The organism is Bacillus sp. FSL K6-1033 (genome assembly GCF_038630765.1).
Classification (GTDB): Bacteria; Bacillota; Bacilli; order Bacillales; family Bacillaceae; genus Bacillus; species Bacillus altitudinis.
The window spans coordinates 3,017,004-3,041,774 of sequence record NZ_CP152041.1 but is presented as its reverse complement, the minus strand read 5'-3'; the positions used below and the strand labels follow the sequence as shown (position 1 = coordinate 3,041,774).

Below are 24,771 nucleotides of genomic sequence, written 5' to 3'. Positions count from 1 at the left end.
TGATGCTGACATTACACTTAACAGAAAAAACGTATAGCCGCACCTTTTCTCTCCGCGATATTCAGTTAAATGTGGAGAAAGGACGTATGCTTCTGCTTTTGGGGCATAATGGTGCAGGAAAGACCACGATGATTCAGTCTATGTTTGGCCTGACACCATTTACGGGTTTTGTCTCTTTGCATGGTAAACAGCTGAATTTTCAATCCTCAGCACATATCTCCTTTTTGAAAGAACATGTTTCCTATATTCCTGATGATCATGCTTTGTTTGATTATTTAACGCCGAGAGAATATTTCCATTTACTCCAGCTTCCAGACAAACGAAATGGACCTCGAGAAGAGGCCTTCGTCGATCTTTTTGAGCTGAAACCTTATATGGATCAGCCAATTGCCCAGTTGTCTCATGGCAATCAAAAGAAAACACAAATCATTTCACAGCTCCTCAGGCCTTGTGATTATTATGTATTCGACGAGCCTACAAATGGACTTGATCCAGATATGATGATCATCTTAAAAAAGGTGCTCATGAAGCTGAGAGATCAAGGCGCAGGCATTCTCATTTCTACCCATCATTTGGGCTTTGGTGAGACATTGTATGATCACCTCATGATCTTAAGAAACGGTGATATCAAGCTGGATATGTCACGTCAAGAAACAAACAAAACATTCCCTCATCAAGCACTTGAGGATATTTATAAAGAAGTGAATCAAGATTACTATATGCAGGTGGAGAGGTTGCTCAATGACTTGGACACGACATGTTCTTCATAAAATAGAATGGGGCATGCTCACAACGAAAATCAAGCAGCTCGGCAAAAAATATCCTTTGCAGCTTCTCGCCGCAGCCGTTTTTATGTTGCTGATTTACTCCATATACGTTGTCATGAGCCTGCGTTTTTTTATGCAAGTAGGGGAGAACGAACCAGTTGCTTTATACCTTCAATTTGTGAAAATGACCCTGCTGCTTTTGGGAGCAGGTATTGTCTTTTCCCGTCATAAAATGAAGCGTCAAGAGTATCAGTTCTTCTTTTTGAATAGTGCGATGCAAAGTGTCTCATTTGTCCTTTGTGTGTATTTCTTTCCGGTGCTGTTTTGTTTCATCATGCTTGGTCTGCTTTTTTTACCCATCCTATTAGGGCTGATCATTAGCGGCGTTACACTATCTTTGTATTGGATCATTGTGGTAGGGATCACTTGCTGTGGATTGGCGCTCTATACGCTTGCTTCTTGGATGCTGATACGCATTGGTGTGAGCCATTTTATATCAAAAACAAAAGAGCATTTACTGCTGCAAACGCTCGGATTTGTGACGCTTGGTGCTTTCGTGTTTCTCCTTTTTCAAAAAGCGGTTGAGATGATTCACGTATGGCCGTCTATCTATCTTGTATTTCTGATGATCTTTCTATGTGCAGGGTGGATTTGGCTGAAGGGCTTGGCGGCTTGTTATGTCAATCGGATGTTTTTGCAGCTAAAGGTAGAGGTGAAGTCGTTTTCTTACCAAAAAATCAGATCGGATTCTTCATTTTTCACACATCTGCGGCAGGAGCTTGTTTATTTTAGCCGATCAGCTGTGTTTAAAGAACAAGGTATTTTGTTCCTGTTTCTTGTCTGTTTCACGATAGGTCTCCCATTGATCTTTACTCCGGCAGAGACTGGCTGGCTGTATGCTTTTATTGTGCAGTTTGCCTTAAAGGAGATCCTTATTATGCTCCCTCTGATGATTGGCAGGGAATATCATCTCCATCAGCGAGCCATTTTTATGTTAAATACATCAAAGGGTGCCTATTTATTATCAAGAATTTTATTTTATTACACAATGAATGTATTGATTTATTTTGTCTATATCGGGCTTGCTTATTTCATGATAGGGGTCGAAAGTGAAGGGCACGGTTTGGCGAATTTGTCCATTTTATTGATCACTGTCATGGCGGCATGTGTCGGGTTTGTCGTGAAGATTAGTGAATTTAATAAACTGTTTGTGATCGTGATGATGATTGCTGTGTTCAGTATGTTGGATATGCTTTTAGTCCAGTGGCTTTCAGCAAATATCCAGCTGCTCTCAACTGCCTATATGGCTTGTTCAGCCGCATTCTTCATCTTCATATATGCTGCCATGCTAAAGAGGCCGATTGTGCGATGATGACGCTTTTATTTTGCTTAATAGCAGTTGTACTCATTCATGAACTCGGTCATATCCTGATGGTGATGGTGTGCAACAAAATCGAAAAAAAACCCATCTTTGATTTTGTGGTGATGATCGATTGGAAGCACGTGTCGATTGTCCATGAGAAATTTTCACGGCCGGGTTTTAATGTGATGGTGGCACTTGCAGGTCCTGTGTTTCCAGTGATCTGCTCGGGTGTGCTTTTCTTCATGTGGGGGCATCCATTGACGCATCCATTGCTGCTTTTTTCTTTATTAAATACAGTGATGCTGCATCCAGCTTGCCCAGACGGGAAAAATATCATCACCAGTTTAAAAGAGATGAAAGGAGAGAACTAAATGGTTAAAGTATTTCATTCGTTTTCTAGCGGCTTAACGCTTGCGATGCTTTATGTGTTTGCTGTGTTTATGACGCCAGTATTTTTAATGCTGCTAGAGGTTCATCATGTTGAATCAAGTCCAACTCTCTTTGGTATGCCATTTTATATCATGAAAATTGAACAGTATCAATTCAGCTCAGAGGCAACGCTCTTTGGGTGCGTGGTCTGTTTTTTAGCGGGTGCCGCTCTCTACTTCTTGATTCAATATGTGATTCATGCAGTGAAAAAGAGCAGAACATAAAAAAAGCAGGCTGAATGAAGTCAGTCTGCTTGAAGAACGAGTGACAACCGCACCATATCCATACATTGAATACCGTTCTCATAAATCGGTTCATCATAGTGCTTCAGAAAGAAATCGTGATCGATAGACGCCATGCGAAAACCGCATTTTTGATACAGGGCGAGCTGCTGAATACTAGAGTTGCCTGTGCCAATTTCAATTGTATGAAAGCCAGCTGCCTGGGCTTCTGAAATAGCATGGCGGATCAGCTGCTTCCCAATTCCTCTACCTTGCCATGACTCCTTCACGGCGACATTCATGATTTCCACTGTCTGCTGAGACAGAGGCGTCAGAACATACACACCAATCATGTCCTGTTTATGAAAAGCAACATAACAAGAACCAGATTGTACATAGGCAAGGACTTTTTCAGTTGAAGGGTCAGCTAATAGTAAAAGATCCATAGGAACAGATTGATCATGAGACAATGGCCGAATCTGTATCAAATCATTTCATCCTCTCTATTCTTTGATATACCCTTGTTTAACACCCCAATCATATTGATCCTGCACCCATTGAGAAGGAGGATGATGGGTGACATTTGGGTCCTTTTTGACAGTTGCTTTCCTAGTCGTTTGTGCTGCCTGCTTATTCGCTTGAGCCGTTGCTTTCGCTGATGCCAGTTCTTTTTGAAGCTGGTCTATTTTCAATTCAAGTGCTTTACGTTGTTTGATTTCTTTTTGATGCGCCTTCTTTTCTTTCTTCAGCTTGTTTGTGACGGTGGACAATTCCTTTTTTTGACCATCCATTTCATCTTTCATATCCGTTCCTTCTGACTTTAATTGTGTCAGGTGCTCATTATTCTTTCTCATTTCTTGCTGGTGTTTATTCTCTGATGCGGTGAGCGACTGCTGCTGCCACACAATCCAGCCAGTTGCACCTAGGATGATCACAGACAAGACAATGATCGTGATGTTTTTTTTCATGTTCTATTCCCCTTTCGTTAAACCTCTATTATCATCGGTTAAAACAAACCAGGTTTTAACAGAACAAGGGAATATTCGCATCAGATTAGCAGACACTATGAAAAAAGGAGGGTGTCTGTTGATTTCCTTTATGATTCATGTCATTGTGTCACTATTTGCTGTCTCAAATCCCATTGGAAACGTGCCTCTTTTCATCACTTTAACAGAAGGCTACTCAGAAAAAGAACGATCCCAGACGGCCAAAAAAGCGATTGTTGTGTCTTTTATGATTTTGATTGCCTTTCTTTTGGCAGGCAGGCTCATTTTCAAATTGTTTGGCATTGATATCCATGCACTCCGTATCGCCGGAGGTATTTTTATTTTTGGTATCGCTTACAATTTGCTAAATGCAAAAGAATCACATGTTCAAAACCCTCATTCGGATGAAAAGGCAGAGAGCAAAGAGAAGGCTGATGTTTCGGTGACCCCACTCGCCATTCCGATCATTGCCGGACCTGGTACAATTGCAACCGTCATGAGCTTAACCCCAGGAAGCCACCAAGTAACGCTTCATCTGCTTGCGATTCTTATTGGCATTGTGGTCGTACTTGCCATGACCTATTATGCATTTCATTATTCGAGTTTCATTATGCGAAAAATGGGGAAAACAGAGATGAATGTCGTGACACGATTAATGGGATTGATTTTAGCTGTTGTGGCAGTAGAGATGATTGGCGCAGGGATCAAAGGGATGTTCCCAATGCTGATGTCATAAGTGTATATAAAAAAGCTGTTTTTTTCTACAAAATTGTAAAATAAAACAGCTTTTTTTAAGGTTTTGGCACATGTTGAAATACTTCTTCACTTTCAAAGAACTCAATTAAACGGCTAATCCAGTCATAATAATCGAGACTTTCCTTGATTTCTGAAAGAAGAAGATTGATTTTATCTACTGTTTCTTCTGGCAGGTCATCTTGTTCAAGCAGCTCCAGCAATTCCTTGCATGTCTTCTTATGTGCCTTGCGATTTTTGCTGACAACACGTGACCAATTGGCTGCAAACAATGAAATAAAGGTTTGATATTGATCTTGCTCAACGTCATATAAATCTTTGCGTATTCCTTTTTCATAAACCTTTTCAGCAATATTCAAATCAAGCATTTCTCGAACGACTTGACTCATTCTTGTTTTGCTCATGCCGGTCGCCTCTGAGAGCTCACCGAGCGTCATTGGTTTACGGTTCATATGAATGATACCAAGCACTCTACCCACTGTGGCAGAAAGACCAAAGGCATTCATGTTCTCGGCAGCTTTTTCAATATAATGATCCTGTGCTTTTTGAATGGCGCCTAACGCTTGCTTGTCCATTCCCCGCTTCATCCCTTCACGACTGACAATTTGTAACACAATATATCATATACCTGTTTGTTGATGAAAACAATAAATATTGAGTATTTGCTCGTAAGTTGGAGGAAAAAGGAGGGATTGGTACATATCAGACCGTTAACTGAAAATTTTAAATAAATCTTATGCAATACAAACACATTGTAAACTTTTTATTTTATAAAGTTTGCACTATAATAAATAAGGTGTAAATTTTCTGAAAATATATATCCGACTAATTGGAGGTGTCTCATTTGCTGAAACTAGAGAATGTATCTAAGACGTATAAAGGCGGAAAAAAAGCTGTCAAAAATATTGATTTAGAAATAGCAAAAGGAGAATTTATTTGTTTTATTGGACCGAGTGGCTGTGGAAAAACGACAACCATGAAGATGATTAACCGACTGATTGAACCTTCCTCAGGAAACATATTGATCGAGGGAGAAAACATTATGAAAAAAGATCCAGTCCAATTAAGAAGAGAAATTGGTTATGTGATTCAGCAAATTGGACTTTTCCCTCATATGACCATCGCACAAAACATTTCCCTTGTGCCGAAGCTGCTGAAGTGGCCGGAAGAAAAACGAAAAGAACGAGCGCGTGAATTGCTCAAACTCGTCGACATGGGGCCGGAATACTTAGAGCGTTACCCTCATGAACTCAGTGGAGGACAGCAGCAGCGTATCGGCGTTCTTCGCGCACTCGCAGCAGAACCCCCTTTAATCCTGATGGATGAACCATTTGGAGCACTTGACCCAATTACAAGAGATTCATTGCAGGAAGAATTTAAGAAACTGCAAAAAACGTTAAATAAAACAATCGTATTTGTCACACATGACATGGATGAAGCGATTAAACTTGCAGACCGCATTGTCATTTTAAAAGATGGAGAGATTGTCCAAGTGGGCACCCCAGATGACATTTTACGTAACCCTGCGAACGAATTCGTAGAAGAATTCATCGGGAAAGAACGTCTACTTCAGTCAAACCCGAATATGGAACGTGTGGAACAAATGATGAACACGTCCCCAGTCACCATTACCGTCGAAAAAACATTGACAGATGCCATCTTTATTATGAGAGAAAAGCGGGTTGATTCCCTGCTTGTCGTTGATGAAAATCATGTGCTGAAAGGCTATATCGACATTGAAACCATCGATGCAAACCGCAGAAAAGCAGCCTTCGTTGGCGATATTTTAAATACAGAATTTTATACAGTACAAGAAGGTGCACTTCTTAGAGATACTGTCCGAAAGATCTTAATACGCGGCATTAAATATGTACCGGTTGTCGATGCAAAAGGGCACTTAAAAGGCATCGTCACACGTGCAAGTCTTGTAGATGTCGTATATGACTCTATTTGGGGAGAAGATACCCCGGAGGCTGTCACTGAAATGAACTAAGGGAGGTGTACACATGGATCAAATCATCGATTTTCTTGAGAAAAATGGTGGGGAACTCCTCACAAAAATGTGGGAGCATTTATACATTTCTTTAATTGCCGTTGTGTTAGGCATTATCGTGGCCGTTCCTTTAGGCGTCATTCTTACACGAATGAAAAGAGGCGCCGGTTTTGTCATCGGCATCGTGAATATCTTTCAAACACTCCCTAGTTTAGCGATTCTTGCATTTTTTATTCCTATTTTGGGAGTTGGAAAAATACCTGCGATCGTTGCGCTATTTTTCTATTCCGTTTTGCCTATTTTAAGAAATACGTATGCCGGTGTTCAAGGTGTGAACAAAAACTTGCTTGAATCTGGTAAAGGGATTGGCATGACGACATGGGAACAAATTCGTCTTGTGGAACTGCCGCTTGCTGTTCCGGTCATTATGGCAGGTGTCAGAACCTCAACGATTTATTTAATTGGGTGGACAACACTTGCTGCTTTTATCGGTGGAGGCGGTCTTGGTGACTACATTTTAATTGGGCTTCAGCTTTACCAGCCGGAATACATTATTGCGGGTGCAATCCCTGTCACTATTTTAGCCGTCATTATTGACCTTATATTGATGAAGCTTGAGAAAAAAGTAACACCAGAAGGCTTAAAAGGTTTGAAGGAAGTTTCATAAGGAGTTGGCTCATGTGAAGAATCGAAAAACAAAATGGATCAGTGCACTGCTTGCCGGATGCTTGCTATTCATAAGTGGCTGTTCACTTCCTGGACTAGCCGGCTCTTCAGGGAGCACGCTGCGAATCGGTGCACAAAACTTTACAGAATCAGAAATTATGGCCTATATGGTGGGAGACATCATTGAGCATTACACAGATAAAAAGACAACCATTGTGAAGAATTTAGGCTCAAATACGGTCCAGCAGAAAGCAATGGAAAACGGTGATGTCGACATTTCAGCAACACGATATACAGGCACGGATTTAACAAGTACGCTAGGAATGGATGCAGAAAAAGATCCAAAGCGTGCAATGGAAATCGTCCAGAAAGAATTCAAAAAACGCTATGATTACAAATGGTTTGATTCCTATGGGTTTGATAATACGTATGCCTTTGCTGTGACGCAGAAGATGGCGAAGGAAAACAACCTAGAAACAGTCTCTGATTTAAAAAAGAATGCCAAAAATTATCGCTTCGGTGTGGATAATATTTGGCTGAAAAAGAAAGGTGACGGTTACGAAGGGTTTGTGAAAACATACGGAATTGAATTTGGAAGCACTTTTCCGATGCAGATCGGTCTAGTCTATGACGCATTGAAAAATGAAAAAATGGATATTGTGCTTGCCTATTCAACAGATGGCCGGATCAAAGCGTATAATCTCAAAATCTTAAAAGATGATAAACGATTCTTCCCACCATACGATGCATCACCAGTTGTCCCTGAGAAGGTATTAAAAGAAAATCCAGGACTGGACAAGGTGATCAACAGGTTGATTGGAAAAATCGATACCGAACAAATGCAAGAGCTCAATTATCAAGTCGATGGAGAACTAAAAGAACCAGCGACTGTTGCGAGAGATTTTCTAAAGAAACACAATTACTTTGAGTAAGATTGGGAGGTGTCAGAGCTGATGGACACACTACAGCAATTATGGGCGTATTATCAACAGAACGGTTCATATGTGTTAGAAGAATTTTACCGGCATTTCCTCATGTCAGCGTATGGGGTATTGTTTGCGGCAATTGTCGGAATACCAGTCGGCATCTTTGTGGCGCATTACCGCAAACTGAGCAATTGGGTGTTCGCGATAACCAATGTCATTCAAACCATTCCAGCGTTAGCGATGCTTTCTGTGTTGATGCTTGTATTAGGACTTGGTGCAAATACAGTCATCTTATCACTCTTTTTATATTCGCTTCTGCCAATTATCCGTAACACGTACACAGGTATTGTCAGCATTGAGCATGCCTATTTAGAATCGGGGAAAGCGATGGGCATGACGAAATGGCAAGTGCTGAGAATGGTTGAATTACCGCTTGCTTTATCTGTCATTATGGCTGGTTTAAGAACCGCACTTGTGATCGCAATCGGTATTACAGCGATTGGGACATTTGTTGGTGCTGGAGGACTTGGTGATATTATCATCAGAGGATCAAACGCGACAAACGGAACAGCCATTATTTTAGCAGGTGCTATTCCAACTGCGCTCATGGCCATTATTGCCGACCTTGTCATGGGCTGGCTTGAACGCTATTTAAGCCCAACCAACAAGAAAAAAGAAAGCAAGGCATTAGCTGAAAAAAACATGACGTCCGCATAAATGCTTGAAAAGACAAAACCTCCGCTACATCTGTAGGGGAGGTTTTTTTATCATGATTAGGCGGCTCACATCAGGAGACACTTATGATTCAAGTGTGATCCATTCAGAGGACCACTTCGCAATTTCCTCAAAAACGGGTGCAAGTGAGCGCCCCATATCAGTTAATGAATACTCAATACGCACGGGTGTTTCAGCAAAAACCTCCCGTTTTACAATGCCTGCTGCTTCCAGCTCTTTTAATCTCTCAGATAAAACCCTTCCGCTTAAATTGGTCAGAGCTGCTTCGATTTCACTAAAGCGCTGTGAACCTGAGAGAAGCTGAAAAACAATCAGTGCCACCCAGCGTTTACTTAATAACTCAACTGCTTTTTCAAACCGCGGGCACATATCAGATTGATTCATCTTTCTTCACTCCAATCTGAACCCATTATACCGTAATTCTGTCAAAAATCGGCGCAAAAAGCTTGTCAATGATCAAAACATTTTACGATGACGAACGGCTGTTTAGTAAAAATAACAAATAGCGATTTAAATCCTCTATTTCATGTTTAGAAAGGGTGGACCATATGTCCCCATTAAATATTTCAAGATCATCCAGTTCATATTGCTCTGCTGCTTCTTTTATTTGGGTAAAAGCCGTTTCTTCTTCCTTTATGACATAGGCAGAAGATGCTTCTTCAATATACCCTGCAGCCTGCATCATGTCCTCATAAGGTACTTTTAATGCACCTGCTAGTTTTTTAATTGTAGGAGGTTTCGGAATGCCGCGTTTCCCGTTTTCAATCCGAGAAATACCAGCAGCGCTGACCTCTGAATACATCGCTAATTGGTTCACCGATAGTTTCCTTTTCTCACGTAATGCTCTTAAATATGCACCGAAGTTCATCAACTCAAAACCTCACATGGTTAAAGATTAGTTATCTCTAGTGTACTCGATTTGTTGACTATTGGCAATAAGTGTACCATGAAAATATTGACATTAGTTAATGGTGGATGTATCTTAAGTTTATGCCCCGCTATTTGTTCGCCTTTTTTTGGTTAATGAGCGTGAGAAAGTATTGATTCAGCTGGCTGATGTCTTGTGCGGTGAGTGTTTCCCATTGGTCTCCATCGAAAATAGGGAGATGTTCTACATCCTTTTGAAGCGCCGTTTGATAGATTTTTAATATGGATTCATATTTCGGTTTCATTTCATGCACTTTTTCCTGTTCAATATAACCGGCAAGCAGCATTAAATCCTCATAAGGCACCTTCAAAGCGCGTGCTAATTTTTTTATGGTTAAAGGCTTTGGCACACCACGCTTTCCATTCTCAATCCGAGAAATACCGGCAGCGCTTACGCCTGAATACATGGCGAGTTGATTGACAGACATCTTTCTATTCTCTCTTAAAATGCGTAATTGTTCACCAAAGTGATTCATGTCATCGAACCTCACATTTCAGTATATGACTTATTTTAGTATGATCATTGACCAAAGGAAATAGAAAGGGCGTAAAAGTGTTGACATAAGTTAATGAATCCGGGAGATGTGAGAGTCCTACATGTTGTACATATTGATCCTATAGGAGGTTGTAATGATGGTCGAAAAGATTCAGATAAGGCGGGCTTTTGTGATGCAGTATATGATCGAAAACGATATGTCTTTAAATCAGCTCGCAGATGAAATTGGCATCTCTCCTGCCACACTCAGCAGGGTATTGAATGGTCACCGGAAGCCAGGACAGCTTGTCATTGGTAAAATGATTCATTACTTTGATAAAAAATTTGAAGATTTATTTTACTATGAAGATGTTGACAAAAGTCAATGAATGAAATCATTGTATGATCATTAAGGAGGCGGCTTCATTGAAAAGAACTGGAATGGTAAGACACATCGATTCGCTTGGCAGAATTGTTCTGCCTTCAGAAATGCGGAAGGTACTCAATATAAAAGAAGAGCAGCTGTTAGAAATTTTCATCGAAGATCAAACCATTATGCTGAAAAAATATGATGCAGATAAGAGCTGCTTATTAACTGGCCAAATAACGAAATACAACAAAAGCTATGGAAATGGTAACGTCGTGCTGAGTCCTGAAGGAGCTGAACGGTTGTTAGTAGAATTAAAACAGCTCTTAAAAGAAGAAGCAACTCGCTAAAAACGCTTTTTAACCTCAAAAATTGCATATAAAAAATGCTGCATACAATCCATTGGAGCGAAATTGAATCAAAATGACATATAAAGTCGACAATATATAGGAAATCTTTATTTTGATGTTTCGTGACATGCACCTTGTTTTCATGTAAAATAAAGTTATGTGTACCAGTTTGTCTGGAGGTGTTTTCATGCACGCATTTGTTATCACATTACTCGTAATTGTCAGTATCGCACTTATCATCGTTGTATTATTACAATCAAGTAAAAGTGCAGGACTGTCAGGCGCTATTTCAGGTGGAGCCGAGCAGCTTTTCGGTAAGCAAAAAGCGAGAGGTCTTGACTTGATTCTTCACCGATTAACTGTCATTTTGTCAGTGCTTTTCTTCATCTTAACACTTGCATTGGCATATTTAGGCGTGTAGGCGCGAGTAACAGAAGGTCTGATCTTTTTTCAGACCTTTTTTTATTATCAGCACTCTTTTGTGTTTGTTTCATACATACAAGTGGAAAATATAAACCATATCAGAAGGAAAGGAAGTCACATCATGAAAGTTGTTACACCAAAACCATTTACGTTTAAAGGTGGAGAAAAGGCGGTGCTTCTTCTTCACGGTTTTACTGGGAATACAGCCGATGTTCGTATGCTTGGACGCTATTTAAATGAAAGAGGCTATACATGCCATGCACCTCAATACAAAGGACACGGTGTGCCGCCAGAGGAGCTTGTTCATACAGGTCCTACAGATTGGTGGAAAGATGTAGAAGAAGGCTATCAATTTTTAAAAGACGAAGGTTATGAGGAAATTGCGGTCTGCGGACTATCCCTCGGAGGAGTTTTTTCATTGAAATTAGGTTACACTGTACCTGTAAAGGGAATTGTACCTATGTGTGCACCTATGTACATAAAAAGTGAAGAAGTCATGTACCAGGGTGTACTAGATTATGCCCGTAACTATAAAAAATTCGAGGGTAAGTCAGAGGATCAAATTGAGCAAGAGATGGAAGAGTTCAAGAAAACACCAATGGGTACACTCAAGGCTCTTCAAGAACTCATTGCAGATGTCAGAAACAATGTTGACATGATTTATTCACCTACTTTTGTTGTTCAGGCACGTCATGATCATATGATTAATACAGACAGTGCAAACATTATTTATAACGAAGTAGAGACAGATGAAAAACATTTAAAGTGGTATGAAGAATCGGGCCATGTTATCACGCTTGATAAAGAGCGGGAGAAGGTTCATCAGGATGTATATGCATTCTTAGAATCACTCGATTGGTCAATTTAAATATATAGGGGGTTAGAGTGTGCAAAAAGAAGAATTTATGGATGAATTACTTGCGTTTATGCAAGAAGAGGCGTACAAACCATTAACGGTACAGGAATTAGAAGTCATGATGGAAATTACCAATCCAGATGATTATAAAGAGCTCGTCAAAGCACTTGTGATATTAGAGGATCAGGGGCTTATCGTCCGTACCCGCAGCGACCGCTATGGTGTACCGGAAAAAATGAACTTGGTAAAAGGAAAGCTGTCTGCGCATGCAAAAGGATTTGCATTTGTGACACCAGAAGAGTTTGGACAGGATGATATTTTCATTCCGCCAAATGAGCTAGGCACAGCAATGAATGGCGACACCGTCATGGTTCGTGTCAGCCACAAATCAAATGGCACCAAAAAAGAAGGAACGGTCATCCGTATTCTGGAACGTAATACTCAGACGGTTGTCGGTACTTATACAGAAACGAAAAGCTTTGGTTTTGTCATTCCTGATGATAAAAAAATCACAAACGATATCTTCATTCCGAAATCCGCTAAAAACGGAGCGGTTGAAGGTCATAAAGTCGTTGTCACGCTGACAAGCTATCCAGAAGGTAGAATGAGCGCAGAAGGTGAAGTGACTGAAATCCTTGGTCACAAGAATGACCCTGGCATCGATATTTTGTCAATTATTCATAAACACGGGCTGCCAGGTGAGTTTCCGGAAGAAGCGCTCCAGCAGGCAGTAGACACACCTGAAACGATCGATGAAAAAGACTTAGAGGGCAGGCGTGATCTGCGCAACGAAACGATTGTGACCATTGATGGTGCAGATGCAAAGGACTTGGACGATGCGGTTACTGTGCAAAAGCTGGATGATGGTAAATACAAACTAGGTGTGCATATTGCGGATGTCTCTCATTATGTAACGGAAAACTCTCCAATTGATCAGGAAGCCTATGAGCGCGGAACGAGTGTGTATCTTGTAGACCGCGTTATTCCAATGATTCCTCATCGCCTGTCAAATGGCATTTGCTCATTGAATCCGAAGGTTGATCGTCTCACACTCTCTTGTGAAATGATCATTGATCGAAGTGGGAAAGTCGTCAAACACGAAATTTTCCAAAGTGTGATCAAAACGACGGAAAGAATGACCTATTCCGATGTGAATAAGATTTTAGTTGACCAAGATGAAGAGCTTTTAGACAAATACGAGCCGTTAGTACCAATGTTCCAAGAGATGGAGAAGCTTGCAGAAATTCTGCGTGACAAGCGAATGGAGCGTGGAGCAGTCGACTTTGACTTCAAGGAAGCAAAAGTGCTTGTAGATGATGAAGGCGCAGCAAAAGACGTAGTCATTCGTGAGCGTTCTGTTGCCGAAAAACTAATTGAAGAATTCATGCTGGTGGCAAACGAAACAGTTGCCGAGCATTTCCACTGGATGAATGTTCCGTTCATTTACCGAATTCACGAAGAACCAAATCCTGAGAAGCTTCAGCGCTTTTTAGAGTTCGTGACGACATTTGGCTACATAGTCAAAGGAACGTCAACGAATATTCACCCGCGTGCTCTTCAAAGTGTACTTGATGCCGTCCGTGATCAGCCGGAAGAAGTCGTGATTCAAACTGTGATGCTTCGCTCAATGAAACAGGCGAAGTATGATCCAGAAAGCATTGGACATTTTGGATTATCAACGGAATTCTATACACACTTCACATCACCGATCCGCCGTTACCCTGACTTAATCGTGCATAGGCTGATCAGAACCTATTTAATAGAGAAAAAGACAGACGAAGCGACCCTTGAAAAATGGGGTCAATTGCTGCCAGAAATCGCAGATCATGCATCTACAATGGAGCGCCGCTCTGTTGATGCTGAGCGCGAAACAGATGACCTGAAAAAGGCAGAGTATATGCTTGATAAAATCGGTGAAGAGTTTGATGGTATGATTAGTTCCGTCACGAATTTCGGACTATTCGTTGAACTGCCGAATACGATAGAAGGTCTTGTCCATGTGAGCTACATGACAGACGATTACTATCGTTTTGATGAACAGCACTTTGCCATGATCGGTGAGCGGACAGGGAATGTATATCGCATCGGTGACGAAATTACTGTCAAAGTGGTGAGTGTGAATAAAGATGAGCATTCCATTGATTTTGAAATCGTCGGGATGAAAGGCACTCGCCGTAAATCACCAAAAGACTTCAAGTTCAAAAAACGGACAGATCCACCAGCCAAAAAAGGACGCGGAGGTCAAAAGGCCTCTGGGGAAAAAGGCAAAGAGGATAAAGGCGGCGACTGGTTCACAGGTCGTAAAAAGAAGAAAAAGAAAAAACGCGTTTTTGATAACGCACCGAAACAAAAGCGCAAAAAGAAAAAGTAACGTGACAAAAAGCAAATAGGGCACCATGCTCTATTTGCTTTTTGACCACGTGGCAGCAGCATTGTCGAAAGCTGGATTGTTTGATAAAATAATCCGTACGATTTGGACCGTGTCTGTGTCAAAAGGAGGGTGTACGCCAATGCCAAAGGGAGAGGGAAAGGTTGTTTCCCAAAACAAAAAAGCAAATCATGATTATTTTATAGAAGAAACATACGAAGCCGGCCTTGTATTACAAGGAACTGAAATCAAATCCATTCGAGCAGGAAAAGTGAATTTAAAAGATTCCTTTGCCAAAATCGAACGGGGAGAAGTGTTTCTTCACAATATGCACGTGAGCCCATACGAGCAGGGGAACCGTTATAACCATGATCCGCTCAGAACGAGAAAGCTGCTACTTCACCGCAAACAAATCAGTAAATTGATTGGTGCGACAAAGGAAGAGGGCTACTCACTTGTTCCCATTAAACTCTATTTGAAAAATGGCTTTGCCAAAGTGCTAATTGGAGTCGGTAAAGGGAAGAAGAAATATGATAAACGTGAAGATCTGAAGAAAAAAGATGCGAAACGTGAAATCGAGCGTGCTTTCCGTGACCGGCAAAAGCAATTCTAGACGCATGCAGATGGCTTGCTGAGAGCGGAAGCATTATGCTACAATATGTTATGCAGTAAACAATCATCGTCGTTTTTTACAGAAACCACCAGTTGTTTCGAGCGATGAGATTGTTATAATAGTCATATACGGAAGCAGTTAAGCTAAAGAACGTTTCCATCCCGTATATCCCTTTTACAAGGGGACGTTACGGATTCGACAGGGATGGTTCGAGCTTAGGTTGCGAGCCGAGAGGCGATCTCGTTAACACGCACCTAAATGTAACTGGCAAAACTAAAAGTTTTAACCAAAACTTAGCACTAGCTGCCTAATAAGCGCAGCGAGCTCTTCCTGACATCGCCTATGTGTCTGTGAGGAGCCCAATGAAGTAGGCTACGCTTACGTTTTCGTCTGAGGACGTAAGAAGAGTTCCATCAGACTAGCTCTCCAAGCGCCCGTCAGCAGGCATGAGGATGAGTGAACACGTAAATATGTTGACTACGCTCGTAGACGCTTAAGTAATCGATGTCTCTGGACGTGGGTTCGACTCCCACCGTCTCCATCAAAACTTTTAGAATGTAGTCGTATCAAGGGTTTGAAAGCCCTTGGTGCGGGTCTGGCATCTTTAAAAAATGAATGGTTATATGAAATGACGCTATCACAGCGTCATTTTTCTTTGCTATTAGAAACTTAAACAATCTGAATTTTAAACAAAACTGGATGTTATCATACAGACAAAATACGTTCTTATTATTTTTATTTCAAGTCGGCTAGAACAGTGGTTTTTTTATGTTAAGTATGATAAATTGTTGTATCATAGAAGTATAGATGAAAACATTTTGGATAAACGAATTTCTAGTGAGTCGTCTTTTTAGACGAATCTTTTTTTTGAATAAAAACACGTTTTTGTTATAATATTTATTGTTTTTTAAATCATATTAAGTGATGAAAAGATCAAACATTGTTGTTTATATAAAATTTGGAAGAGGGATCTTATGTTATTTACTATTGTTATTCCTTATAAGGATACCAATAAAAAGTATACTGATAACTGCATGAAAAGTTTAGATGATCAAATTTTTAAAGATTTCGAAGTACTTTTGGTCCATCAAGATAGTCAACACCTAGAAGAAATTTTAGCGCCTTATACTTTTAATTATAGAACAATCAATATGGGACCTCATACAAATGCAGGCATTAGTAGAAATAAAGGCATAGAAGAAGCTCAAGGAGAGTACATCTTATTTTTAGATGCTGATGATTTCTTACATCCCAATGCGCTGATATATGCAAAGCAAATCATTGATCAAGAACAATTGAATGTTTTTAAGCTGAAAGTGAAAAAGACAATTGTAGACAGAAACACAACATTAAAGGAAAAGAAGCAGGCTTTGTATCAGCATGATACGTTGGATAACTTAAGTCATGTTTTGAAAAAATTAAATGTTGATGCAAATGAAAACGAAGTCATGCAGATGCTTTTTGAGGAGAATGTTGTATCAGCTCATTATCATGAAATTGCAAAAGAAAAGTTCTTTAAGAAGATTTCTTATCAATTAAAATCACATGGGTTCGTTGTTCAAAAGAAATATTTGTTGAACAATCAAATACAGTTTGATGAAAGCGCACCATTGTATAGTGATATTCCGTTCTTAATGAAAATTTATCAAGATGCATTCTCTATTTTGGAAACATCAATTTGTCTATACTATAAGCTGATCCATAACGATCCTATCAATTTCCCTTCACTTTCCCAGGAAGAACAGGATCATCGATTTGAAGAAATGTTCCGAACATTAAGCAAATCAATCGAACAATGTGACGATTTTGCTTTAGTGAAACAAGTGAAGCTTGAAGCGATCAGCCAATATTTATATAAGGTTGTAAAAAGCCCAGTGTTTAAAGAGGGCATTCAACGTTTAACGCCTATTTATCAGTCCTGTCAGACCATTTTGAATGCAGAGTCAAATCCAATCAAACTGAAGAGAAGACATTCAAAAGAAATTAATGCAATTAAGGTCGGGAATTATCATAAGGCATATCGTCTGAGTAAAAAGAGAGTTCTCTATTATAATCTGTATCAGGGCATAAAACCGAAAAAGAAGAGAGCGAGACAAAGAATCGTTCAACAATTGTTCTTCTCAAGATTGCCTATTAAACCTAACACCATTGTCTATGAAAGCTTTTTAGGAAGAAACTATTCGGATAGCCCTAAGGCGATATTTAAATATCTTCTTGAGCATGAGCCAAATCAATGGAAGCATGTTTGGATTCTGAATGATAAAGAAATGGTGGCAAATGAAGAAGAATTTCAGCACAAGAACGTTAAAGTAATTAAGCGATTTAGCTGGAGTTATTTTTACTATGTCACAGTGGCAAAATATTTTGTTTTAAACATGAGACAGCCCAAGTCACTTTATAAAAAAGATGAACAAATTATCTTATCTACATGGCATGGTACACCACTTAAGAAATTAGTATTTGATATGGATAATGTAGTATCTGCAAATCCAGATTACAAAAAAGAATTTTATTTACAATCTCGAAAATGGGATTACCTAATTGCAGCAAACCCATATTCTGAAAAAATCTTCGAAAGTGCATTTATGTATCCGAAAGAAAAAATATTAACATATGGCTATCCAAGAAATGATATTCTGAAAAACTTTACAGATGCAGATAAAGTGAAGATTAAATCGAAGCTTGGTATACCTGCTGATAAAAAAGTCATTTTATATGCTCCAACATGGAGAGATGATGAATTTCATAAAGCAGGGCAATACAAATTTAATCTCACTTTAGATTTAAATTTTTTAAAAGAAAAGTTAGGCGAAGAATATGTCATCATTTTACGAATGCATTATTTCATTTCGGATAATATTGATTTAACAGGATTTGAAGGGTTTGCCTTTGACTATTCTAAATATAATGATATCAATGATTTATATATTTCAAGTGATATCCTTATCACGGATTACTCGTCTGTATTCTTTGATTTTGCAAACCTACGGCAGCCGATTCTTTTCTTTACGTATGATATTGATAAATACAAAGATGTGCTGAGAGGTTTTTATATTGATGTCGAAAAAGATCTGCCAGGTCCGTTATTGTATACGTCTGAAGAAGTGCTTCATAGCATTCAGAACATTGAAAGCGTAAAAGATGCTTACAAGGAAAAATACGATGTATTCCATGAAAGGTTCTGTTCACTAGAAGATGGAAAAGCAAGTGAACGAGTGGTGAAGGAAGTATTTACTCGTAATCATTAAAGTTAAACCTCTACTTGCGATGGGGCAAGTAGAGGTTTTTTCTATTACTAAGTCAAGCGTTCCTCTGAAAAGACTGGATCATTCGAACAAACAAAGGACAAACCACAATCAACGCCATCATCATCAAAAGTCCATCCGACATGATCTCCACAAATGTTGTCTGAATCACATAAACCGCAATCAGCAGCAAATAACTCATTAAAAATAACAGCTCAGATCGTTTCTTCTGAAATGGCTTCTCTAAAAGAATCAGCATAAACAAACCTGCCATGATGATCAAAAAAGTCATTTCCTTTCAAGCCTCCTTTTCATTCATCTCCACATTGTACAGATATTTCACTTGCAACAATATGCTTTATCCTTAAATTAAGTAAGAAGTAATGAATAGATGGGGCGCCACGACTAGTAAAATGACGAACGCTTTCCAAAAAACCGCCAACCAATTCAAAATCACATCTTCCCATTTGAGACGTCCTCATATATAGTAAGATTAGACTAGTTCTAAATAACTGAAATTGGGGCGTTTACATGGATTCGATTGTTTTACATTTTATTGTGATCATGAGTGTTTCTGGCATTCTGTCCGTAATATTATCAATCATTGCTCATGCAAATCGCCATCGGTATATTGGCTGTCAATTGTTTATGTATATGTCTGGAGCAACTGCGATTTATATTTTTGGACATACATTTGAATTATTGGCGCGCACCCCTCAAGAAATTACATTCTGGGTTAGTTTTCAATACATAGGTCTTCCGTTTATTGCACCGTTCAGCCTAATGATTGTGCTGCAGTTTACTGGTTTCCATCAATATGTAACAAAGCGCCGCGTGCTTCTCTTCTTGTTGATTCCAATTTTAACCACCATTCTGGTGTTCACCAACTCTTTTCATTCACTCTTTTACCGAAGCATCACGATGAATACAGTAGACGGGTTTTTATTAGCTGATTTTACCATTGGTTATTGGTATATCATTCATGGGGTCTATACATTTGGCTGTTCCATGCTCGCTATTTTTATGCTGCTTTGGTTTTTACGTGTGAAGAAAGAATATTTGAAACAGGTTCTGATCTTGCTCGTTGGAATATTATTGCCGATCACGACCTCTTTTATCTATTTATTAGGTGTCACGCCTTTTCACATTGACCCAGTACCAGTGGTGATGTTTTTAACCAACGCACTCTACTTATGGGCGATTATGTCTTTTCATCTCTTTAAGCTCTCTCCCATTGCCATGGAGCGTGTGTTTGAACATATGTCAGAAGGTGTTCTTCTATTGGATCGATACCGAACACTGATTGATTATAACCCTGCGGCTGCATTGATCATTCCTGTGCTCGCTAAAAAGGGAATCGGCTATAAAATCGATGATATATTCTCAGGGATCATCAAAGAGCCAGCGTTTATACAGTGGCTGCGTTCTCCGCAGGACCATTCACAGTACGATTTAATGTGGGAAAAAGAGCAGCCCTTCTATTATCATCTCACTGCTTCTTCTCTTTTTAATAGAAGAGGCGAAGTCGAGGGCAGGCAAATTGTGATCAGCGATGTTACGGAGCAGCGACTATTGCAGGAAGAGCTGGAGCGCCGAGCATATATTGATGGTTTGACGAATATCTTCAATCGGTCTTCCTTTATTGAACGAACGCAGATGTTATTGGAAGAGGATGCGCAGGATACTGCGATATTGCTATTTGATATTGATTTCTTTAAACAAATCAATGATACGCATGGACATCATATTGGAGACGAGGCGTTGCGTCATGTTGTGTCCATTTGTCAGCAGCATTTGAAGATGGATGATTTATTTGGCCGATATGGTGGAGAAGAGTTCGCCATTTGTCTGCCGCATCATTCATTTGAAGAGGCATGTCATATTGCGGAACAGATGAGACATTCATTTGAAGTGAGTTTCTTTCAGACAGATGAGAAAAAAGTAAGAGTGACAGCAAGCTTTGGCGTCGCCCATACAGCGAATGATCCCTCTATATTAGAAACGCTTCTATTTGAGGCAGATCAAGCCTTGTATATGTCAAAACGCCAAGGACGTAATCGGATTTATGCATCAACTGGTTCGGACTATATGCTATACCAAAAGCAGGATCTTCCGCCTGCTTCTCATTGACTGTTGTCCTTCATTTAGATATGATAAACATAACATTTGAACGGTTTCCTAAAGGGGAGTAGCTTTTACGGTTTGGTCGTCATTACAGAAACATCCGTTGTTTCTCGGCCATTCCGGCATGAACATGTTAGCCAGACCTTTGCCTATCACACATGAGGCAAAGGTCTGGCTTTTTTTAAGGTCTTTTTGCATCTGTGTGGTTGGAAGCTGGACAAATGAGGGGTTTCAACATACAGATGAAAGGATGATGGATCTTGAAACAATATGTGATGGCGTTTCTATTTACCGGTACGTTTTTGTTAAGTGGATGTTCAGGACTGCTAGACCAAGTAAACGATACAACGACATATGTCACAGAGGCAAATGAGTATGTGACAGATATTCAGCAATTCACAGAGGATTTTCCACAGCTTGCGGAAGAAGCTGTACAAGATGCTGCCAAAAGAGCAGATTTGACGCAGCAACTGGAATCATTGAAAGCAGACATTCAAGAATTTAATGAACTCACAGCCCCATCAATAGCAGAAGACCTGCATGCACAAATCATAGAGAAAAATAAAGTGCTGTCAGAGGAGATTCAAGCCTATTTACAGCAATTGAAAATGGACAACTTCGATGCTGCAGCTATTTTAGAGGATCAGCAAGGGCTCATGAAGCAGCTTCAGCAATCGGTCAGCCTTTTGCAAGATATTGAACAACGAACAAACTAGGATAAGCAAACGGTGATCACAGCATATCTTTGCCTTTTCAGGTGAAGATATGCTTTAATTGAATGTAACACAAGTATGATAGAAAAAAGGTGATCAGATGACAGAACATGAAGAAAGACATATCGCTTCGCCTAGAGCTGAGAAGGAAAAAGAGCAATTAATCAATCGCTTAAAACGAGTGGAAGGTCAAGTGCGAGGGATTCAGCAAATGATTGAAAACGATCGTTACTGCATAGATGTCGTGAATCAAATTTCTGCTGTCAATGCAGCTTTAAAAAAAGTGAGTCTTCAATTAATGGAAAAGCATACACATCACTGCGTAGCGGATGCCATTAAGAGCGGTAATGGGGATGAAGCCATTGAGGAGTTAATGAATGTCTTCACGAAGCTGACAAAATCGTAGCAAAAAGCGGATCATTTATGTTTACAATTATACCCTACTAGGGTATAGTAAAATTAGAAAATGATTGATGGAGGCGATGAGAAGTGGAACAAGCAACACTACAAGTGCAAGGCATGTCTTGCGGACATTGTGTGAAAGCAGTCGAAGGAAATGTAGGAGAATTAGCAGGTGTTGAATCTGTGAAAGTCCATTTAGATAAGGGTCAGGTGGAGGTTTCCTTTCACCCAGATCAAATCACGTTACACCAGATCTCTGATGTCATTGAAGAACAGGGATATGATGTCGTATAAAATGAGCATACGTGCTGCATAAGACAGCACGTATTTTTTTAAAAATAACAATACCCCCATGGAGTATGTGGAGAGGTGAGATAAATGAAAAAAGAAATTGATTTTCAAATTACGGGAATGACTTGCGCCGCCTGTGCAGGCCGCATTGAAAAGGGCTTGAACAGGTTGGAAGGTGTGGACGACGCCAGTGTGAATTTTGCGCTTGAAACATCCCACATTGTGTATGAAACAGAACAACTCACAGCAGAGGATCTAAAACAAAAAATTCAATCTCTTGGCTATGATGTGGTGATGGAGCAAGCCGAATTTGATATAGAGGGAATGACATGTGCGGCTTGTGCAAACCGAATTGAGAAAAAAGTCAACCGGATGGATGGTATTGATCAAGGATCAGTGAACTTTGCGCTTGAGTCACTTCAGGTGACATATCATCCAGGGAAAATATCTCCAAGTGACATAAAAGAGGCTGTGAAATCCATTGGATATTCATTAATCGAACCAGCCGAAGAGCATGCAGAGGAAGGGAAAAAAGACCATCGCCAAGCAGCTATTGAGAAACAAACGGCACGCTTTTTGTTCTCGATGATTTTGTCATTGCCTCTTCTTTGGGCAATGGTCAGTCATTTTTCTTTCACATCGTTTATTTGGCTGCCAGAAGCGTTTATGAATCCATGGGTTCAGCTCGCATTAGCAGCGCCCGTCCAGTTCATTGTCGGCTGGCCTTTTTATGTAGGTGCTTATAAAGCGTTGAAAAATAAAAGTGCCAATATGGATGTCCTTGTGGCACTAGGGACATCGGCTGCTTTTTTCTATAGTTTATATGAAAGTATTCAGTCAGCGGTTCAAGGCACACATGAAGCGGCCCTTTATTATGAAACGAGTGCTGTGCTGATTACGTTGATTGTGCTCGGAAAGTTAATGGAAGCAAGAGCGAAAGGGAGATCATCAGAAGCGATTCAAAAACTGATGGGCTTACAAGCGAAAGAAGCTGTGATAGAGCGAGATGGGAAAGAAATGACCGTTCCTATTTCTGAAGTGAAAGTGAATGATCTTGTGTTCGTCAAGCCAGGTGAAAAAGTCCCGGTAGACGGAGAAATCATCGAAGGAACAACAGCGATCGACGAATCGATGATTACAGGAGAAAGTCTGCCAGTTGATAAAACCACAGGAGATACAGTCATCGGGGCAACCATCAATAAAAATGGATTTGTGAAAGTGAAAGCAACAAAAGTAGGAAAAGAAACGGCTCTTTCACAAATCATTCGAGTCGTCGAACAAGCGCAAGGCTCAAAAGCACCAATTCAAAGAATGGCAGATCAAATTTCAGGGATATTTGTCCCCATTGTTGTAGGAGTGGCTGTGCTCACTTTTCTGATTTGGTATATCTTTGTTGATCCAGGAAATGTGACAGCAGCCCTTGAAACCTTTATAGCGGTCATCGTCATCGCATGTCCTTGTGCGCTTGGTCTTGCTACACCGACCTCTATTATGGCAGGCAGCGGCCGGGCAGCTGAATCAGGGATTCTGTTTAAAGGCGGAGAGCATTTAGAGATAACGCAATCACTAGATACAGTAGTGCTAGATAAAACAGGGACTGTGACAAAAGGGGAGCCGAGTCTTACAGATGTGATTGCGACTGCCAATTGGACAGAAGATACGCTGCTTCAGTTAGTAGGATCGGCAGAACAGCAGTCAGAGCATCCACTTGCCAGAGCAATCACAGAAGGCATGAAGAACCGGGGTCTCCAAGCGGTCGAGGTAGAAGCCTTTCAAGCAGATCCTGGTCATGGAATTGAAGCAAGAGCTGCAGGACATGAGCTTTTGATTGGCACACGGAAACTCCTAAAGAAACATCATATCAGCTGCGAAGCACTAGAAGCAGTTGTGACTGAGCTTGAAAAACAAGGAAAAACGGCGATGCTCATCGCCATTGACGGCGAGCCAGCAGGTATTGTCGCCGTTGCTGATACAATCAAATCGTCTTCTTCTCAAGCGGTCGCTCGTCTCAAAGAGCAAGGGATTCACGTCGTGATGATGACAGGAGATAACAAACGCACAGCAGAAGCGATTGCGAGTGAGGCAGGCATAGATCATGTCATCGCTGAAGTTCTTCCAGAGGAAAAAGCGGCTCATATTGTAGCGCTTCAGAAACAAGGAAAAAAAGTGGCGATGGTTGGAGACGGCATCAATGATGCCCCTGCCCTTGCAACAGCAAATATCGGGATGGCTGTCGGAACAGGTACAGATGTTGCCATGGAAGCGGCAGATATTACGCTCATGACTGGAGATCTCCATGCCATTGCAGATGCACTTGAATTTAGCAGAAAAACGATGAGAAACATTAAACAGAATCTATTTTGGGCACTTGCTTACAATTGTATTGGCATACCAGTCGCCGCATTTGGGTTCCTGGCACCATGGCTTGCAGGAGCGGCAATGGCCTTTAGTTCTGTATCGGTTGTGCTGAACGCACTAAGATTACAGCGATTGAAACCTGTCAGAGAGGGTGTGGCAAAATGAAGCTGAATGTCAAATGGGTGTGGACGTTGAGTGCTGTGATTTATGTAGCCATTGTACTGATAGGCTATGCGGTTTATGTCGAACTTTCTCCTCTTCAAGAGCCGCCAGCTGATCATATGCAACATGAGACTTCATCAGAAGCGAAGTCCTCGCATTCGGTGTCAGTCCTGCGCTTCGGTGCTCGCCCTTTCTAGACTTCAATGGATTTCTATCACAAAGAGCTAACATAAAGTTCATTTTAGCTCTTTCTCAACA

General features: G+C 40.4%; 29 protein-coding genes and 1 other RNA gene. 23 read left to right on the top strand and 7 right to left on the bottom strand.

Going from position 1 to position 24,771, the window contains the following annotated elements; all coding sequences use genetic code 11:
- Positions 1–2 precede the first annotated feature (2 nt).
- Genes MHH31_RS15710 through MHH31_RS15695 form a run of 4 tightly spaced genes read left to right on the top strand, consistent with a single transcriptional unit; the run spans position 3 to position 2,783 of the window.
- Positions 3–770: an ABC transporter ATP-binding protein gene (locus tag MHH31_RS15710; protein WP_342494982.1), complete on the top strand. Its 768-nt coding sequence runs from the start codon at positions 3–5 to the stop codon at positions 768–770.
- Complete coding sequence (locus MHH31_RS15705; RefSeq protein ID WP_342494981.1) at positions 742–2,139, top strand: hypothetical protein; 1,398 nt, start codon at positions 742–744, stop codon at positions 2,137–2,139. The genes MHH31_RS15710 and MHH31_RS15705 overlap by 29 nt, the downstream gene beginning before the upstream one ends.
- Positions 2,136–2,501: a hypothetical protein gene (locus MHH31_RS15700; protein WP_217967822.1), complete on the top strand. Its 366-nt coding sequence runs from the start codon at positions 2,136–2,138 to the stop codon at positions 2,499–2,501. The genes MHH31_RS15705 and MHH31_RS15700 overlap by 4 nt, the downstream gene beginning before the upstream one ends.
- Positions 2,502–2,783: a hypothetical protein gene (locus MHH31_RS15695; RefSeq protein WP_008347692.1), complete on the top strand. Its 282-nt coding sequence runs from the start codon at positions 2,502–2,504 to the stop codon at positions 2,781–2,783. It begins immediately after the preceding gene.
- Between the two features lie 20 nt (positions 2,784–2,803).
- On the opposite strand, the gene MHH31_RS15690 is transcribed toward MHH31_RS15695, so the two are convergent.
- Both MHH31_RS15690 and MHH31_RS15685 read right to left on the bottom strand, forming a co-directional pair.
- The gene (locus tag MHH31_RS15690) at positions 2,804–3,268 is read right to left on the bottom strand and encodes a GNAT family N-acetyltransferase (protein WP_024719836.1); all 465 of its coding nucleotides are present in this window, start codon (positions 3,266–3,268) and stop codon (positions 2,804–2,806) included.
- 15 nt (positions 3,269–3,283) lie between these two features.
- Positions 3,284–3,748: a hypothetical protein gene (locus MHH31_RS15685; RefSeq protein ID WP_342494980.1), complete on the bottom strand. Its 465-nt coding sequence runs from the start codon at positions 3,746–3,748 to the stop codon at positions 3,284–3,286.
- 118 nt (positions 3,749–3,866) lie between these two features.
- On the opposite strand from MHH31_RS15685, the gene MHH31_RS15680 reads away from it, so the two are divergent.
- Entirely contained in the window at positions 3,867–4,502 is a 636-nt protein-coding gene (locus tag MHH31_RS15680; RefSeq protein WP_024719834.1) for an NAAT family transporter, read from the top strand.
- A gap of 55 nt (positions 4,503–4,557) precedes the next feature.
- Here the strand turns inward: MHH31_RS15680 and MHH31_RS15675 are convergent, their stop codons facing one another.
- Positions 4,558–5,094 carry a GbsR/MarR family transcriptional regulator gene (locus MHH31_RS15675; protein ID WP_017359221.1) on the bottom strand — a complete coding sequence of 179 codons (537 nt, stop codon included), beginning with the start codon at positions 5,092–5,094 and terminating at the stop codon, positions 4,558–4,560.
- A 269-nt stretch (positions 5,095–5,363) separates the two neighbouring features.
- Here MHH31_RS15675 and MHH31_RS15670 point away from each other — a divergent pair, with 269 nt between their 5' ends.
- Genes MHH31_RS15670 through MHH31_RS15655 form a run of 4 tightly spaced genes read left to right on the top strand, consistent with a single transcriptional unit; the run spans position 5,364 to position 8,821 of the window.
- Positions 5,364–6,512 (top strand): betaine/proline/choline family ABC transporter ATP-binding protein, encoded by a 1,149-nt coding sequence (locus MHH31_RS15670; RefSeq protein ID WP_008347682.1) that lies wholly within the window; start codon positions 5,364–5,366, stop codon positions 6,510–6,512.
- 13 nt (positions 6,513–6,525) lie between these two features.
- On the top strand, positions 6,526–7,179 hold the full coding sequence (locus tag MHH31_RS15665) for an ABC transporter permease (RefSeq protein ID WP_041507781.1): 654 nt from the start codon (positions 6,526–6,528) through the stop codon (positions 7,177–7,179).
- Between the two features lie 13 nt (positions 7,180–7,192).
- A complete protein-coding gene (locus MHH31_RS15660) occupies positions 7,193–8,110 on the top strand; it encodes an osmoprotectant ABC transporter substrate-binding protein (RefSeq protein ID WP_008347678.1) in 918 nt (305 codons plus the stop codon).
- Between the two features lie 21 nt (positions 8,111–8,131).
- Positions 8,132–8,821 carry an ABC transporter permease gene (locus tag MHH31_RS15655; RefSeq protein ID WP_008347676.1) on the top strand — a complete coding sequence of 230 codons (690 nt, stop codon included), beginning with the start codon at positions 8,132–8,134 and terminating at the stop codon, positions 8,819–8,821.
- Between the two features lie 81 nt (positions 8,822–8,902).
- On the opposite strand, the gene MHH31_RS15650 is transcribed toward MHH31_RS15655, so the two are convergent.
- The 3 genes from MHH31_RS15650 to MHH31_RS15640 all read right to left on the bottom strand — a co-directional run bounded on the left by MHH31_RS15650 (position 8,903) and on the right by MHH31_RS15640 (position 10,242).
- The gene (locus MHH31_RS15650) at positions 8,903–9,223 is read right to left on the bottom strand and encodes a helix-turn-helix domain-containing protein (protein ID WP_007500199.1); all 321 of its coding nucleotides are present in this window, start codon (positions 9,221–9,223) and stop codon (positions 8,903–8,905) included.
- A gap of 82 nt (positions 9,224–9,305) precedes the next feature.
- Positions 9,306–9,707: a transcriptional regulator gene (locus MHH31_RS15645; RefSeq protein WP_008347673.1), complete on the bottom strand. Its 402-nt coding sequence runs from the start codon at positions 9,705–9,707 to the stop codon at positions 9,306–9,308.
- Between the two features lie 130 nt (positions 9,708–9,837).
- The gene (locus MHH31_RS15640) at positions 9,838–10,242 is read right to left on the bottom strand and encodes a helix-turn-helix transcriptional regulator (protein WP_007500204.1); all 405 of its coding nucleotides are present in this window, start codon (positions 10,240–10,242) and stop codon (positions 9,838–9,840) included.
- Between the two features lie 154 nt (positions 10,243–10,396).
- Between MHH31_RS15640 and MHH31_RS15635 the strand changes: the two genes are divergently transcribed.
- The 8 genes from MHH31_RS15635 (at position 10,397) to MHH31_RS15600 (ending at position 18,466) form a co-directional block, all read left to right on the top strand.
- Positions 10,397–10,630: a helix-turn-helix transcriptional regulator gene (locus MHH31_RS15635; protein WP_008347669.1), complete on the top strand. Its 234-nt coding sequence runs from the start codon at positions 10,397–10,399 to the stop codon at positions 10,628–10,630.
- A gap of 37 nt (positions 10,631–10,667) precedes the next feature.
- The gene (locus MHH31_RS15630; RefSeq protein ID WP_008347666.1) at positions 10,668–10,958 is read left to right on the top strand and encodes an AbrB/MazE/SpoVT family DNA-binding domain-containing protein; all 291 of its coding nucleotides are present in this window, start codon (positions 10,668–10,670) and stop codon (positions 10,956–10,958) included.
- A gap of 187 nt (positions 10,959–11,145) precedes the next feature.
- The gene (secG, locus tag MHH31_RS15625; RefSeq protein WP_003212746.1) at positions 11,146–11,379 is read left to right on the top strand and encodes a preprotein translocase subunit SecG; all 234 of its coding nucleotides are present in this window, start codon (positions 11,146–11,148) and stop codon (positions 11,377–11,379) included.
- A gap of 123 nt (positions 11,380–11,502) precedes the next feature.
- Positions 11,503–12,249, top strand: a complete 747-nt coding sequence (locus MHH31_RS15620; RefSeq protein ID WP_008347663.1) for a carboxylesterase — start codon at positions 11,503–11,505, stop codon at positions 12,247–12,249.
- 19 nt (positions 12,250–12,268) lie between these two features.
- The gene (gene rnr, locus MHH31_RS15615; RefSeq protein ID WP_024719828.1) at positions 12,269–14,608 is read left to right on the top strand and encodes a ribonuclease R; all 2,340 of its coding nucleotides are present in this window, start codon (positions 12,269–12,271) and stop codon (positions 14,606–14,608) included.
- Between the two features lie 139 nt (positions 14,609–14,747).
- On the top strand, positions 14,748–15,218 hold the full coding sequence (gene smpB / locus MHH31_RS15610; RefSeq protein WP_008347658.1) for an SsrA-binding protein SmpB: 471 nt from the start codon (positions 14,748–14,750) through the stop codon (positions 15,216–15,218).
- A 180-nt stretch (positions 15,219–15,398) separates the two neighbouring features.
- Positions 15,399–15,762: a transfer-messenger RNA gene (gene ssrA, locus MHH31_RS15605) on the top strand.
- Between the two features lie 430 nt (positions 15,763–16,192).
- Positions 16,193–18,466: a CDP-glycerol:glycerophosphate glycerophosphotransferase gene (locus tag MHH31_RS15600; protein WP_342494979.1), complete on the top strand. Its 2,274-nt coding sequence runs from the start codon at positions 16,193–16,195 to the stop codon at positions 18,464–18,466.
- A 52-nt stretch (positions 18,467–18,518) separates the two neighbouring features.
- Here MHH31_RS15600 and MHH31_RS15595 read toward each other — a convergent pair whose 3' ends face one another.
- Complete coding sequence (locus MHH31_RS15595) at positions 18,519–18,755, bottom strand: hypothetical protein (RefSeq protein WP_073412730.1); 237 nt, start codon at positions 18,753–18,755, stop codon at positions 18,519–18,521.
- Positions 18,756–18,994: 239 nt separating this feature from the next.
- Between MHH31_RS15595 and MHH31_RS15590 the strand changes: the two genes are divergently transcribed.
- The 6 genes from MHH31_RS15590 to MHH31_RS15565 all read left to right on the top strand — a co-directional run bounded on the left by MHH31_RS15590 (position 18,995) and on the right by MHH31_RS15565 (position 24,710).
- The gene (locus MHH31_RS15590) at positions 18,995–20,593 is read left to right on the top strand and encodes a histidine kinase N-terminal 7TM domain-containing protein (RefSeq protein WP_058336929.1); all 1,599 of its coding nucleotides are present in this window, start codon (positions 18,995–18,997) and stop codon (positions 20,591–20,593) included.
- A 254-nt stretch (positions 20,594–20,847) separates the two neighbouring features.
- The gene (locus MHH31_RS15585; RefSeq protein WP_342494978.1) at positions 20,848–21,303 is read left to right on the top strand and encodes a DUF6376 family protein; all 456 of its coding nucleotides are present in this window, start codon (positions 20,848–20,850) and stop codon (positions 21,301–21,303) included.
- 97 nt (positions 21,304–21,400) lie between these two features.
- Positions 21,401–21,706, top strand: coding sequence for a metal-sensing transcriptional repressor (locus MHH31_RS15580; protein WP_017359234.1), 306 nt, complete (start codon positions 21,401–21,403; stop codon positions 21,704–21,706).
- Positions 21,707–21,789: 83 nt separating this feature from the next.
- Entirely contained in the window at positions 21,790–21,996 is a 207-nt protein-coding gene (copZ, locus tag MHH31_RS15575; RefSeq protein ID WP_017368060.1) for a copper chaperone CopZ, read from the top strand.
- 84 nt (positions 21,997–22,080) lie between these two features.
- Complete coding sequence (locus MHH31_RS15570) at positions 22,081–24,516, top strand: heavy metal translocating P-type ATPase (RefSeq protein WP_342494977.1); 2,436 nt, start codon at positions 22,081–22,083, stop codon at positions 24,514–24,516.
- Entirely contained in the window at positions 24,513–24,710 is a 198-nt protein-coding gene (locus tag MHH31_RS15565; RefSeq protein ID WP_160757998.1) for a hypothetical protein, read from the top strand. Before MHH31_RS15570 ends, MHH31_RS15565 begins: the two co-directional genes overlap by 4 nt.
- The last annotated feature ends 61 nt before the right edge of the window (positions 24,711–24,771 follow it).

What these genes read in the sequence shown, in the direction of transcription:
- MHH31_RS15710 (WP_342494982.1), top strand. Translation starts at nt 3, where the DNA reads ATGCTGACATTACACTTAACAGAAAAAACGTATAGCCGCACCTTTTCT.
- MHH31_RS15705 (WP_342494981.1), top strand. Translation starts at nt 742, where the DNA reads ATGACTTGGACACGACATGTTCTTCATAAAATAGAATGGGGCATGCTC.
- MHH31_RS15700 (WP_217967822.1), top strand. Translation starts at nt 2,136, where the DNA reads ATGATGACGCTTTTATTTTGCTTAATAGCAGTTGTACTCATTCATGAA.
- MHH31_RS15695 (WP_008347692.1), top strand. Translation starts at nt 2,502, where the DNA reads ATGGTTAAAGTATTTCATTCGTTTTCTAGCGGCTTAACGCTTGCGATG.
- MHH31_RS15685 (WP_342494980.1), bottom strand. Translation starts at nt 3,748, where the DNA reads ATGAAAAAAAACATCACGATCATTGTCTTGTCTGTGATCATCCTAGGT.
- MHH31_RS15675 (WP_017359221.1), bottom strand. Translation starts at nt 5,094, where the DNA reads ATGGACAAGCAAGCGTTAGGCGCCATTCAAAAAGCACAGGATCATTAT.
- MHH31_RS15665 (WP_041507781.1), top strand. Translation starts at nt 6,526, where the DNA reads ATGGATCAAATCATCGATTTTCTTGAGAAAAATGGTGGGGAACTCCTC.
- MHH31_RS15655 (WP_008347676.1), top strand. Translation starts at nt 8,132, where the DNA reads ATGGACACACTACAGCAATTATGGGCGTATTATCAACAGAACGGTTCA.
- MHH31_RS15650 (WP_007500199.1), bottom strand. Translation starts at nt 9,223, where the DNA reads ATGAATCAATCTGATATGTGCCCGCGGTTTGAAAAAGCAGTTGAGTTA.
- MHH31_RS15645 (WP_008347673.1), bottom strand. Translation starts at nt 9,707, where the DNA reads ATGAACTTCGGTGCATATTTAAGAGCATTACGTGAGAAAAGGAAACTA.
- MHH31_RS15640 (WP_007500204.1), bottom strand. Translation starts at nt 10,242, where the DNA reads ATGAATCACTTTGGTGAACAATTACGCATTTTAAGAGAGAATAGAAAG.
- MHH31_RS15635 (WP_008347669.1), top strand. Translation starts at nt 10,397, where the DNA reads ATGATGGTCGAAAAGATTCAGATAAGGCGGGCTTTTGTGATGCAGTAT.
- secG (WP_003212746.1), top strand. Translation starts at nt 11,146, where the DNA reads ATGCACGCATTTGTTATCACATTACTCGTAATTGTCAGTATCGCACTT.
- MHH31_RS15620 (WP_008347663.1), top strand. Translation starts at nt 11,503, where the DNA reads ATGAAAGTTGTTACACCAAAACCATTTACGTTTAAAGGTGGAGAAAAG.
- smpB (WP_008347658.1), top strand. Translation starts at nt 14,748, where the DNA reads ATGCCAAAGGGAGAGGGAAAGGTTGTTTCCCAAAACAAAAAAGCAAAT.
- MHH31_RS15600 (WP_342494979.1), top strand. Translation starts at nt 16,193, where the DNA reads ATGTTATTTACTATTGTTATTCCTTATAAGGATACCAATAAAAAGTAT.
- MHH31_RS15595 (WP_073412730.1), bottom strand. Translation starts at nt 18,755, where the DNA reads ATGACTTTTTTGATCATCATGGCAGGTTTGTTTATGCTGATTCTTTTA.
- MHH31_RS15590 (WP_058336929.1), top strand. Translation starts at nt 18,995, where the DNA reads ATGGATTCGATTGTTTTACATTTTATTGTGATCATGAGTGTTTCTGGC.
- MHH31_RS15580 (WP_017359234.1), top strand. Translation starts at nt 21,401, where the DNA reads ATGACAGAACATGAAGAAAGACATATCGCTTCGCCTAGAGCTGAGAAG.
- MHH31_RS15570 (WP_342494977.1), top strand. Translation starts at nt 22,081, where the DNA reads ATGAAAAAAGAAATTGATTTTCAAATTACGGGAATGACTTGCGCCGCC.
- MHH31_RS15565 (WP_160757998.1), top strand. Translation starts at nt 24,513, where the DNA reads ATGAAGCTGAATGTCAAATGGGTGTGGACGTTGAGTGCTGTGATTTAT.